Below are 10,550 nucleotides of genomic sequence, written 5' to 3'. Positions count from 1 at the left end.
GAAAGACACCTCGATCCCGTCCGCCGATGTCGACAACGAGATCGGCGACATCGCACGCGCTGCCGAAGTGTTCCGCCGCGCGCTGGAGGAGGCCGATACCGCGCGCGAGGCGGCGGTGCGCGCGCTTACCGAGCAGCGCCTCGCCGAAGAGAGCTACCGGAAGCTGTTCGAGGGCTCGGTCGACGGCATCTACGTGACGACGCCGGCCGGCGACCTCCTCAACGCCAATCCGGCGCTGGCGCGGATGATGGGCTATGACAGCCCGCAGCACCTGATCGACAGCATCAACGACATCGCCCACACGATCTACGTCCATCCCGAGGCGCGCGCCGAGTATCAGCGGCTCATGCATCGCGACGGCATGGTGCGCGAGTTCGAGTACCAGGTGCGCCAGCGCAGCGGCGACATCCTCTGGCTCTCCGACAGCGCGACCGGCGTGCGGGATGAGCAGGGCAAGATCATCCGCTACGAGGGCACGCTGCGCGACATCACCGACCAGAAGCGGGCGGAAGACGCCATCGCCGAAGGCCGGCGCCTGCTCCAGCAGGTCATCGATACCGTGCCCGCGGTCATCAACGTCAAGGACCGCGACCTGCGCTATGTGCTGATGAACCGCTACATGGCCGGCATCTTCGGCATCGAGCCCGGCGATGCGCTCGGCCGCACCACGGCGGACCTGATGTCGCGCTACGGCGCGGCCAAGACCGACGAGAACGACAAGCGCGTGCTCAAGCTCCGCAAGGGCCTCGGCTTCTACGAGGAGGAGTACAAGGATAGCTCCGGCAACATGCGGCAATGGCTGGTCAACAAGCTGCCGCTGCTCGATGCCGAGGGCGAGATCGAACGGATCGTCACGGTGGCGCTCGACATCGGCGAGCGCAAGCGCGGCGAGCAGGAGATGCGCAAAGCCAAGGAATCGGCGGAGACTGCGCTGCGCAATCTGCGCGAGACCCAGGCCTCGCTGATCGAGGCGGAGAAGCTCGCCGCGCTCGGACGACTGGTCGCGGGCGTCGCGCACGAGGTCAATAATCCCGTCGGCATCAGCCTGACGGTCGCCTCCGCGCTGGAGCGCAAGACCGCGATGTTCACGTCCGAGGTCGAGCGCGGCGAGCTTCGCCGCTCCACGCTCAACGACTTCCTCAACACCAGCCGCGACGCATCCTCGCAGCTGGTCTCCAATCTCAACCGCGCCGCCGAGCTGATCCAGTCGTTCAAGCAGGTCGCGGCCGACCGCAACTATTCGGACCAGCGCAGCTTCGATCTCGGCGACCTCACCGAGCAGGTGGTGATGAGCCTGCGGCCGGGCCTGCGCAAACACAATCTGACGCTCAACGTCGATTGCCAGCCGAGCCTGACCATGAACAGCTATCCCGGCCCGTACGGGCAGGTGCTGACCAACCTGTTCCTCAATTCGGTGGCGCACGCCTTTCCCGACGGGCGTCCGGGCATCATCGACATCCAGGTGCGCGAGTCCGGCAAGGACAATGTCGAGATCATCTTCTCCGACAACGGCTGCGGCATGTCGCTCGACGTCCGCCGCCGCGCCTTCGATCCGTTCTTCACGACGCGGCGCGACCAGGGCGGCACCGGACTCGGGCTGCACATCGTCTACAGCATCGTCACCAACCGGCTCGGTGGCCGGCTCGATCTCGATTCCGAGCCGGGCGGGGGCACGCGTATCCAGATCATCCTGCCGCGCACGGCGCCGCTCGAGCAGGCTGCGGAATAGCTAGTCCACGTCGGCGAGCTTGTGCAGCGTCGCGCCGAAAATCAGGCTGGCCTTGCCGACGAGCGCCGTTCCCGTCATCTCCGCGCGGGTGTCCGTGTAGGTCCCGCTGACACCGATGCCGACCGGCGCCGGTCCGCCGAACAGCGGATTGTCGTCGCCCCGCGGCGAGGTGTGCCGCTGCACCAGCACCTCGCCTTTGAAGGAGTGGTCATCCTTCACCACGTAGCTGCCGGTGTAATAGAGGTACGCATCGCCRCCAAGGATCTTGCCGTCGCGGAAAAGAATCACGCCGCTGCCCTTGCCGACTCGACCATCGAGCAGGTTCACGTGGATCGAATAGAGGCCGTTCTTCATAACGTCCCGCAGGCCGGCCGCCATCGCCCAATGGCGTAACCGGTAGAGCTTTTATGCCAAAGCGCATCCCCTCGCGCAACGCGGCAGTTTGCCGGCCGGCAAGCTGTTCCGTGGTGCGGACCGTAATTGTCCCGGCTTGTCTGTGACGCGGTGATGACGGTCTCATCATGAGGCGTGGCCAGTCGTTGCGAATCAAGTTGGCCCGCGAAATGCATAACCATTGTTGCACTGGCCGCGGGGTGCTGGAGCAAGACAAACGTGAGCAACTGGATCGATTCCAGCGGCGATCAGCCGCGTCTGTACAGTGCGCGTCCCACGAATTGCAAAAGCGAACGACGGCGGATCGGTCGCGCGGCACGCTGGCGAAGCGTGACGAGGCTGGCATGTGCCACGGCCTTGATTGCGCTAGCAGCGCCCTTCGGGCACGCCCGCGACCGCGGCCAGTTCGTCAACACCAATGCGGATTTGAAGGCCTGGTTCGACAGCCTGCGAAGCGGCAAGGGGCCTTGCTGCTCCGATGCCGACGGCTCGGCGCTCTCGGACACCGACTGGGACAGCAAGGACGGGCACTATCGCGTCCGCGTCCCGCGTTATGGCTACGCGCTCGAGGGCCAGCAGCAGGAACTCGTCTGGGTCGACGTGCCGGAGGAGGCCGTGATCTCGGAGCCGAACCGGGTCGGCCGCACAATGGTATGGCCGATCTACGGCTATATGGGCGTCACCATCCGCTGCTTCATGCCCGGCAGCATGACATAGCCGCGCCGGGCGGCACGCCGCCTGGTCTCGCTGATGGCCAATGCGGCGTGCGCCACGTCAGGTGTATTTCTTGTCGCGCTCGAGCAGCTCGATGGAAATGCCTTCGGGGCCGCGGATGAAGCAGATGCGCACGCCGGGCCGGATCGTCGTCGGCTCGCGCGTGAACGTGACGCCCTTGGCCTTGATCTCGGCGGCGACGGCGTCGATGTCCTTCACCGTGAGTCCGAAATGGTCGAGGCCCTGGTGCGGGTGCGGCGGCGGCGGGCTGACGGCGTTGTCGCCCTCGAGCGGCGCGATGAAGATCCGGGCACCGCCGAGGTTCACGTCGATCCGTCCCGGCGCGCGCACGATCTCGCCACCGAGGATGTCCCGCAGCCAGGCCGCCGTGGCCTCCGGATCGGGGCTGCGCAGATGGACGTGATCCCAAGTGACGGCGATTGGCATTTCATGTTCTCCCAACAGGGTCTTTCGGTATTGCGGCCCATGTTAACGGCCCCGGCCGGTGATCGCCACCGTGGTTGCCGACTCGCTTGAAGCGCGGGAACCTTAGTTCGTCTCCCGGATTAAGGTAAGCAGTGGCCGAATCCGCCGTTGAACCTGTTGCGGCCACCATCGGTGATACAGCCATGAGCGCAGGGTTTGAACGGCTCGGGTTGGGACGCTTCGCCGGCATCGGCGAGCGCCTGGCGCGGGTCGTGACGGTTGCGAGTGTCTCATTTGGCCGAAGCCTGCTGTGGCTGCTGGCCGCCATCATCGTCGGCAGCGGCGTCTGGATGCTGTTGCCGCTCTCCAAAGGCAACAGCGCTGAACCGGCGAAGCCGGAGCTGGCATCCGTCGAGACGGTGCCTTCGGGCGATGCGGCAGCTGCGGTCACGCCGGCGTCCGAAGCCCAGGCTCTGGCTGCGGCAGAACTCGACCGTCTCAGGATCTCCTCCCAGACCTGGCGCCGCGGCGGGCTTGGCTCGAAGGCGCTGGTGACGTTCACGCTGCGAAATGACAATGACTATGCCGTAAAGGATGTGGCGATCGTTTGCGCGTTCGCACGACGCGACGGCAGCCATCTCACCGACCGCAGCCGCGTTCTGGCCGACACGGTCAGCATGAAGAGCCGCAAGACCTTTGCGCGCATCACTGTCGGCTATGTCAACGTTAATGCCGATCAGGCCACGTGTTCGCTGGTTGCAGCCCGTCGCGCGTAAAGGGCGGCAATTTCGGGTAGCGGAAAAGTTACCCTTACCGGGCCTTGGCAAAAAACTTGGCGCTGCCATTTGAACCGAACGGCTGGGCCAGGAACCAATTAGAGTATCGCCTGTTGAGGCGGAGAGCCCACGCGGGGATGCGGGGGGCGGAGTGCGGCCAATGCCCATCTTTCGGTATTTCCTCTTTGTCGGTGGAGCCTTGCTCGCACTGCTGTTGGCAGTGAACTTCGCTCTGCCGGCCTCACCCGTGACGCAGGCCGTCGCGACCGCTGGCAACGATCAGCCGCTGATCCGGATCCGGTCCGATCGGCACCTGCCTGAGCGCGTCGTGCTCGACACCAGCCAGCCGACGATTGCCCCGCCCGCGACGAAGACCGCCGCTGTCGTTGCGCCTCAGCCGCCGGTGCAGGATGCCGCCTCGGCGGCGCTGGCCGAGATGTCGGCCAAGGCGCGGGTGCGCGAGACGTTCGCCCAGTTCACGCCGGGCCAGAAGGCGGATGCCGCCACAGCGAAGAAGACCGACGCCAAGCCGCAGACTCAGGCCCAGGCTTCTCCGGCCCAGGCTCAGCCCAAGCGCAAGGTTGTGCGGGCGCATCCGGCGCCGCAGCAGCCCGGCCGGCCGATGATGCTGGTGGCCCAGCAGCCGCATTTCGGTCTCTTCAACACGACCTGGTGAGAGCCGGCTCTGATCCGCCTCGCTGGAGGCGGGAAGGGCTTTTTATTGGCCAGCCTCTCTGCTAATTCGAACGCGTCCGAACGCCGCCCGGTACGCTGGTTCGCCAGCGAGACGGTCCGGCATTTTTCGGTCTCGGCCCGCCCGGGCCAGGGCGCTCGTAGCTCAGCTGGATAGAGCATCGGATTTCGATTCCGAGGGTCGGAGGTTCGAATCCTTCCGAGCGCGCCAGAATTACTCTAGAAATTTCAGCGACTTAGGTTGTTTCGGCTTCGTTCAGCGCTCCGTTTTCGTGTTGCGTGCCGTTGTAATTCGCAACAAGCAAAATCAAGGCGTTACGAACAGCTACAAATCATTCCACGCAACACGGCCGCAACACGCCGCTTCTCGGTTCGTTCTATTGCTCGCGTTCTCCACGGTAGCGATCTCACGAAGTCATTTTGTCGGCTTCGCGAAGCGAGCTCTTCGCATCGGATATCCAGCGCTGAGGGGGCCCCCGCCAGCGTGGCCCGCTTTTCCATACCCATGAAACTCGAAGCCCGTTCCGCGACGTCTGGAATCCAAGTAGCCTCGGGAACGTTCCGGTCGGTGCCGTAATTTGGAGAGCAATGACCGTAGTTCTCATTCCCGGCATGCTGAAAGCGCTTCGCCTAGTGCGCCTCCACGGCTTTATGGTCGAGCGCAGAGACGGCCTGTATTACCCCGGCAGCAACCGGCCGGCATGCTCGAAGGCTTTGGCAGAGAAGATGGTTGAAGGCGGCTGGCTGGTGAAACAGGGAGAGCGTTATCAGCCTACAGAGAAGGGTTGGCATGCAGGAGAAGCCGGTTCGGATGCGGGGTAAGGCCGGGGCCGCTGGAGGTGCTGGACTGGCGTCGATCCAGCGACCTGAGCCTAGGAAAAATTCGGCATTCAGCTCTGTTCGCTTTCACACCTTGGCAGTACGTTCCCCTCAGGAGGCCGCTCCAGTTGGCGGCCTCTGGTCGGTTCACTCTGGCGACGTTTGTTTGATGTGCCGAGGTGGCCTATTTCGATTTTCTGGCGCATAAACGGACATGCCAGAATCTCATCACCGATCCTGTCAGTGCGGCGCGGTCTATAGCCGAACCGAGGCGATGGCTCCCGGTCGGCAGATCGCCAGCTTCGAGTGCTCGGTCTGTGGCGCGACCATGGAAGCCTGGAACACCGCTTGGGTGCCCATCTATCGATTGATTGCCGGTCCCGTTCGACCTCCCAGCCCAACTAGCAACTAGCGACACGCGGCCGGATTAGCCAGTGATGGCAGAGTCGTTCGGCAATTCATTCACTATCGTTGAAGTGACCTCAGACGACGCGCCGAGGCCAACGAAGCAGATGTGGCTAGCCTTAGCCAAGCCTACCCAGGCGTTGACGTTGGTCCTCGCGGCTGTCCCCGAGGGCTGGACGGCGGAAGTTGTGCCTGCCGTTCTCACAGAAAAGCAGCAAAGATTGTTCGAGGAGCTCAAGCTCGAACCTGGCGAGGTTCACCGGCTCCATTCGGAGTAAGGTTGCCGCCAACTAAGACGGCCTTACTTCATGGGAAAAACGCCACCCGCTTAATATGTGTCGCGGGCAGCGGCTTCCCAGCCCCGGGTGGGTTTACAAAACCCCGGTGCACCACGAATTGCATATCCACATCGTGTGGTCTGAGCAAAATTGCTCACTATTTGCGAACGCCCCGGCCCTTATTCGCTACACCCATAACGGGTTAATCCTAAACACGCATGAACAGGTTGTGGCAGTTCGCGAACGAAAACAGGCCACTTCGAAATTCAACTTAGGGGGTTAAAACAGGTCAATACCGCCGGCCGCAAAAGAACATCTCGGAAACGAGAACGGGAAGCCCCCCGGCTGGGGCTTTCTTTTTGGATGTTGCCGAGCGGCCCGCCAGCGTGAACCGGCGGGCCCTACCGTCACTCAGTCTGTGACGGATTGCGCTGCGATATACTCAAGCGACCGGATCAGGGTGCGCTCGAGAAACCAATTCCAAGTCCTGGCGTGCTCATAGTCGGGGTCCTCTGAATCGAAAAGATGCGGCCACTCACATCCGTAACGACTCTCACCGCTCATGGAATACTTCATCAGCGCGATGGCGCCCGCCAATGTCGTCGGGACGGTAGCAACCATGGCGAAGGCCGCCTCGGTATCGGCTTCTGCGGCGAGCTCGACGGCATCCAAGTTGGCCTCGCGGATCAACGGATCGGACATCTTGTGAATTTCTACGTGATCGTTCCACTTCTCTAACGCCGCCGTGTAGGCCTCGGCGGCTCTCTCGTGTGCAGCTATTGCGGCGAAGATCGGGTCTGGCTCAGCAGCCACGGCGGAAGGCAGTGAGGCGATTGCAGCGGCGGGGGTGGCGGCGGCAAGGCCTGCCAGAATGGCGCGCCTGTGAAGGCCGCCAGCGGTTTGATTGCGGTCTGTCATGCTCACCTCCCTTACGCCAGTTCGAGGGTGCGGATGGGGGCGGCTTCCGCGGCGCCACCAGTCAGGGTGCGCGGGCGATCGACGATCACCAGCGCCGGCTCCAGGCCGTCCTCTTCGGCCGCCTTAAAGGCAGCGGCGACGAAAGCATCGCGGAACAATGAGGAAAGCGGTGTGGTATGATTTGAATCAGCTCGGGCCATCTGAAACCTCCGGTGGCTTGGGTTAGAGCCGGGGCGAGGCTGCAACCTTGCCCCGGCTTGATTTCGTGTTATCATGACGACATGAGCAAATCAAGTCGTGATAACGTGAAAACACCAAAGAAGAGGCCGCCGGTAACCGGTGACCTTGTGGGCGTCCGCGTTCAGCCTGCAATGGCTAAGGAAATCGATGATTGGCGCCGCAAACAGGATGACCTGCCCGGCCGCCCCGAGGCTATCCGCCGGCTGGTTGAACTGGGGCTAAAGAGCAAATCAAAATAGTGAAGGCGGAGTCATGTCTGAAAAAGATACCGTAGTCGGCTTTGACATCACGCCTTCCCAGGACCGCACGAGTGTGATCCTTTCGGCTATGCGGGGTCCGAAGCAAGAGCTTCTGGCCTTTCCAGTAGAGGTTATCGGCCAGTTGGCGGCCGGGCTTTTAGGTGCCGCAGCAGTGTGTGGCAAGTCAGCATCGATTGAGGTGGGCCAAACATCCGGAGAGGTCTATGCGATGGCAGGGGCCGTTGGCTTGAGCGACATACCTGATCGTCCCAACGCATTTGCAATAACATTTTCCTTTGGGCCGACCAGGTTCGTTGTTGGTCTCAGCCGCGAAGCGCTCAAGCCTCTGGGAACGGGCATGATGGCAGCGAGCGCCGACAATAAGACGCCGCAATAGGGACGCGCGTTTTTTTGCAGCACGGGAGTCCCCCCGACCAGCTCGGAGTCGGGGCGGGTCAAGGGCTTTGGCGTGGCTATCCACCGGCTGTTGAAAGGCGGGATAGATAGCATTTAAGCTGCGCAACTCGTATTGCGTGCGCCATCATCAAGGCCCTGATTCCGTCGGAGAGCAATTATGGCCTTTCAGCAAGATGAGTTGTGGTCCGTGAAGTCGGGCGCAGCGGTACTCGCCGTTTGTTTGGTGCGCACGTTGCAAAAGGACGATCCTCATTTCGAGGACCGCTTTCTCGAGAACCTCGATCGAGCCTATCAACATTACCGAGATAATCACGGGAAGTGGACCCGAGCAGACGGAACGCCTCGCGATCCACAAAACGTACTCGAAATGCTTTCGTGGACTCGAGAGCTGCTGACAGGCTGGAACATGATTTCGGGCCAAGGCGACCCATTTCTTAAGTAGACCCCAATGACCGCTCGCGGCCACCACTTCGTTCCTCGCTGCTATCTGAAGAACTTCACGACCAATAAAAAGATTACCGTGGTCGATCTTGAGACCGCAGAAAACTTCGCAACAAACCCCAAGAACATTGCTCAGGAACGTGATTTCAATCGCATCGAGAGTGACGAGCTGCCAGCGGACGCGCTTGAAGCCGCCTATGGCAAATTCGAGGGCGAATTAGCGCCAATCCTGCAATCAGCGGCGGGTGGTGATACCACTGATCTTTCGAAGGGGGATTTCGACACAATCCTGAACCTGGTCGCGCTGCTGGCGATAAGAAATCCCCGCCATCGAAGCAGGTTCAGTGATTTTCAGGACGATGTTCGACAAGCAATACTGGAAGTGGCGAGCGGCACAAAGGAGAGATGGGAGCAGATCCTAAGGCGGGCTAAAGCTGCCGGCTACATGGAGGACGCCCCCGACGTTCCCTATGATGCAGCTAGAAGGAGCATTCTTGACCGAGAATTCAAGTTCGTCACAAGCACGACAGAACACGCGCAAATTGAATTGCATGTGTTCGATGGTCTTTTACAAACCTTAGGGGAACGCAACTGGCGGTGGTTAAGGGCTGGCCATCGAACCGGCGGGTTCATCACCTCCGACCACCCAGTCGCGCTATTCTGGGATGTGCGTCCTAAAGGTCGTCTTCCACTTGGCTTCGGCCTGAAAGGCACGACTGTGCTCTTTCCAATTTCCCCGAGTGTAGCGCTGGAGGGCAGCTTTGATCGTCGCGATGGCCCAATAACTTTGGACGCATTCTCGGTTGGGGATTTCAATGCTCGGATTCTAGCCAACGCTCATCGCCAAATCTACGCACCCCACGATGGCTTTCTATTCTTTGACGGAAGACAATTTCTCATGATGCAGGACCTCATCGCCCGGCTCAAACAGGACAAGGTCAAGCCAATGCGGCATTCGGGTACACGATCGCCCGGTTGAATGTGTCGACCGGCATGATGACGCTCAATCACGCCACCAGCCGCAGCTTAGTCCCACCCTGCGGCGGGTTGAGCGCGTAGTACAAATCTATCTCTAGATCGAGCACCATGTTTGCAAACTCTAAGTTCGTTTCGTTGTTCATGGACTGAACCGCTTCGACGGCCGACGAGACTGCATCCGCATGCTCCTCCGTCGTCGAGATTGCCACTTCGTTCGACGCTGGCAGTCGACGCCATCGTGGCGCCATGTCGTGACACACCCAATTAATCGCGGTCGCATCAAATCCAGACCGAGAGAGTTTTTCGCGGACCGCGGGCTCCCACTCGTCCCACGCATCACCTGAAACTCGTAGTATGTCACTCATCAGAAACCTCCCATCGCTCGCTTGATTTCAGCACGAGAGCGGATGAAGCTATCAGCCGATCTGCCCTCCTGCACGTAGATGTTGACGGTACGTGCGTTACGATCCGGGTTTGCCGATGGATCATAGCTCGGGATGACTCTCCCGACGGTCGCCTTTGCGGTGTCGGGCATCATCGACGGCCTCGGTGTATAGCGCGAACCTGGGATGTTATCGTTGGCCCGCCAGTTCATTGGCGACGCCCCGGAAATGACCGGCGCCTCCGGAATGAACTTGCTCAACGGTTCCGGGTTGATCTTGACCGTGCTTGCCAGGTTCTTGACCTTGTCTGCCTTCTCGGGCGGCAGCACCATGATGCGCTCGCCGGGCGAGGCCTTGATCCCGATATCAACGCTATCATTGCCGCTCGAGCCGCCGGGGACCACGAACGTTCCGCCTTCAGACATGCCGCGCGATCCGAACATCATCGCGGCCAGCGCGGGATTCTGCGGCATTCCCCAGCGGTTGACCGCCCATCTTTCGTACTCGGTCATCGTGTTGCCGCCGGATGACGACGATGAAGACCTGGTTGGCGTGGTCCGCGCGTTTGAAGCAGATGCGGACGACAGCGCGGAGCTCACGCTGGAGGACAGAGAATTGATGKCAGACAGAATGGTGTTATTCACGCCGGTAATGGCAGAATTGATGGCAGACAGAATGGTGTTATTCACGCCGGTAATGGC

15 protein-coding genes and 1 tRNA gene are annotated in these 10,550 nt (G+C 61.3%); 10 read left to right on the top strand and 6 right to left on the bottom strand.

All coding sequences use genetic code 11. The annotated features are described in order from the left end of the window. The coding region (locus tag AC1D00_RS11110; RefSeq protein ID WP_477010708.1) for a PAS domain-containing sensor histidine kinase at positions 1–1,729 on the top strand (1,729 nt) is incomplete at its 5' end. Here the strand turns inward: AC1D00_RS11110 and AC1D00_RS11105 are convergent. Further along, entirely contained in the window at positions 1,730–2,083 is a 354-nt protein-coding gene (locus tag AC1D00_RS11105; RefSeq protein ID WP_027549252.1) for a GrlR family regulatory protein, read from the bottom strand. Positions 2,084–2,341: 258 nt separating this feature from the next. Here AC1D00_RS11105 and AC1D00_RS11100 point away from each other — a divergent pair, with 258 nt between their 5' ends. Further along, entirely contained in the window at positions 2,342–2,839 is a 498-nt protein-coding gene (locus AC1D00_RS11100) for a hypothetical protein (protein WP_271575800.1), read from the top strand. A 57-nt stretch (positions 2,840–2,896) separates the two neighbouring features. Here AC1D00_RS11100 and AC1D00_RS11095 read toward each other — a convergent pair whose 3' ends face one another. Further along, entirely contained in the window at positions 2,897–3,283 is a 387-nt protein-coding gene (locus tag AC1D00_RS11095) for a VOC family protein (protein WP_092192966.1), read from the bottom strand. A 182-nt stretch (positions 3,284–3,465) separates the two neighbouring features. Here AC1D00_RS11095 and AC1D00_RS11090 point away from each other — a divergent pair, with 182 nt between their 5' ends. From AC1D00_RS11090 to AC1D00_RS11075, 4 genes are all read left to right on the top strand, one after another. Then, positions 3,466–4,038, top strand: coding sequence for a hypothetical protein (locus tag AC1D00_RS11090; RefSeq protein ID WP_477010709.1), 573 nt, complete (start codon positions 3,466–3,468; stop codon positions 4,036–4,038). A gap of 160 nt (positions 4,039–4,198) precedes the next feature. Next, positions 4,199–4,714, top strand: a complete 516-nt coding sequence (locus tag AC1D00_RS11085) for a hypothetical protein (protein WP_135178130.1) — start codon at positions 4,199–4,201, stop codon at positions 4,712–4,714. Between the two features lie 151 nt (positions 4,715–4,865). Then, positions 4,866–4,942: transfer RNA gene (locus AC1D00_RS11080), tRNA-Arg, on the top strand. A 377-nt stretch (positions 4,943–5,319) separates the two neighbouring features. Beyond that, positions 5,320–5,553: a hypothetical protein gene (locus AC1D00_RS11075; RefSeq protein WP_477010707.1), complete on the top strand. Its 234-nt coding sequence runs from the start codon at positions 5,320–5,322 to the stop codon at positions 5,551–5,553. 1,091 nt (positions 5,554–6,644) lie between these two features. Here AC1D00_RS11075 and AC1D00_RS11070 read toward each other — a convergent pair. Both AC1D00_RS11070 and AC1D00_RS11065 read right to left on the bottom strand, forming a co-directional pair. Then, complete coding sequence (locus tag AC1D00_RS11070) at positions 6,645–7,151, bottom strand: hypothetical protein (protein ID WP_477010706.1); 507 nt, start codon at positions 7,149–7,151, stop codon at positions 6,645–6,647. A gap of 11 nt (positions 7,152–7,162) precedes the next feature. Beyond that, entirely contained in the window at positions 7,163–7,351 is a 189-nt protein-coding gene (locus AC1D00_RS11065; RefSeq protein ID WP_477010705.1) for a hypothetical protein, read from the bottom strand. Between the two features lie 81 nt (positions 7,352–7,432). On the opposite strand from AC1D00_RS11065, the gene AC1D00_RS11060 reads away from it, so the two are divergent. The 4 genes from AC1D00_RS11060 to AC1D00_RS11045 all read left to right on the top strand — a co-directional run bounded on the left by AC1D00_RS11060 (position 7,433) and on the right by AC1D00_RS11045 (position 9,467). Beyond that, entirely contained in the window at positions 7,433–7,630 is a 198-nt protein-coding gene (locus AC1D00_RS11060) for a hypothetical protein (protein ID WP_477010704.1), read from the top strand. A 13-nt stretch (positions 7,631–7,643) separates the two neighbouring features. Next, complete coding sequence (locus AC1D00_RS11055; protein WP_477010703.1) at positions 7,644–8,027, top strand: hypothetical protein; 384 nt, start codon at positions 7,644–7,646, stop codon at positions 8,025–8,027. Positions 8,028–8,204: 177 nt separating this feature from the next. After that, positions 8,205–8,489 carry a hypothetical protein gene (locus AC1D00_RS11050; protein WP_464154687.1) on the top strand — a complete coding sequence of 95 codons (285 nt, stop codon included), beginning with the start codon at positions 8,205–8,207 and terminating at the stop codon, positions 8,487–8,489. A gap of 6 nt (positions 8,490–8,495) precedes the next feature. After that, positions 8,496–9,467, top strand: coding sequence for a DUF4238 domain-containing protein (locus tag AC1D00_RS11045; protein WP_477010702.1), 972 nt, complete (start codon positions 8,496–8,498; stop codon positions 9,465–9,467). A 28-nt stretch (positions 9,468–9,495) separates the two neighbouring features. On the opposite strand, the gene AC1D00_RS11040 is transcribed toward AC1D00_RS11045, so the two are convergent. Together AC1D00_RS11040 and AC1D00_RS11035 are read right to left on the bottom strand one after the other, a co-directional pair. Continuing rightward, the gene (locus tag AC1D00_RS11040) at positions 9,496–9,831 is read right to left on the bottom strand and encodes a hypothetical protein (protein WP_477010701.1); all 336 of its coding nucleotides are present in this window, start codon (positions 9,829–9,831) and stop codon (positions 9,496–9,498) included. Continuing rightward, positions 9,831–10,550: hypothetical protein (locus tag AC1D00_RS11035; RefSeq protein WP_477010700.1), on the bottom strand; the 720-nt coding region annotated here is incomplete at its 5' end. The genes AC1D00_RS11040 and AC1D00_RS11035, both read right to left, overlap by 1 nt.

The organism is Bradyrhizobium sp. P2_E8 (assembly GCF_056403875.1).
This window is presented reverse-complemented; position numbering and strand designations above follow the sequence as displayed.

What these genes read in the sequence shown, in the direction of transcription:
- AC1D00_RS11040 (WP_477010701.1), bottom strand. Translation starts at nt 9,831, where the DNA reads ATGAGTGACATACTACGAGTTTCAGGTGATGCGTGGGACGAGTGGGAG.
- AC1D00_RS11075 (WP_477010707.1), top strand. Translation starts at nt 5,320, where the DNA reads ATGACCGTAGTTCTCATTCCCGGCATGCTGAAAGCGCTTCGCCTAGTG.
- AC1D00_RS11095 (WP_092192966.1), bottom strand. Translation starts at nt 3,283, where the DNA reads ATGCCAATCGCCGTCACTTGGGATCACGTCCATCTGCGCAGCCCCGAT.
- AC1D00_RS11070 (WP_477010706.1), bottom strand. Translation starts at nt 7,151, where the DNA reads ATGACAGACCGCAATCAAACCGCTGGCGGCCTTCACAGGCGCGCCATT.
- AC1D00_RS11045 (WP_477010702.1), top strand. Translation starts at nt 8,496, where the DNA reads ATGACCGCTCGCGGCCACCACTTCGTTCCTCGCTGCTATCTGAAGAAC.
- AC1D00_RS11085 (WP_135178130.1), top strand. Translation starts at nt 4,199, where the DNA reads ATGCCCATCTTTCGGTATTTCCTCTTTGTCGGTGGAGCCTTGCTCGCA.
- AC1D00_RS11090 (WP_477010709.1), top strand. Translation starts at nt 3,466, where the DNA reads ATGAGCGCAGGGTTTGAACGGCTCGGGTTGGGACGCTTCGCCGGCATC.
- AC1D00_RS11055 (WP_477010703.1), top strand. Translation starts at nt 7,644, where the DNA reads ATGTCTGAAAAAGATACCGTAGTCGGCTTTGACATCACGCCTTCCCAG.
- AC1D00_RS11050 (WP_464154687.1), top strand. Translation starts at nt 8,205, where the DNA reads ATGGCCTTTCAGCAAGATGAGTTGTGGTCCGTGAAGTCGGGCGCAGCG.
- AC1D00_RS11060 (WP_477010704.1), top strand. Translation starts at nt 7,433, where the DNA reads ATGAGCAAATCAAGTCGTGATAACGTGAAAACACCAAAGAAGAGGCCG.
- AC1D00_RS11065 (WP_477010705.1), bottom strand. Translation starts at nt 7,351, where the DNA reads ATGGCCCGAGCTGATTCAAATCATACCACACCGCTTTCCTCATTGTTC.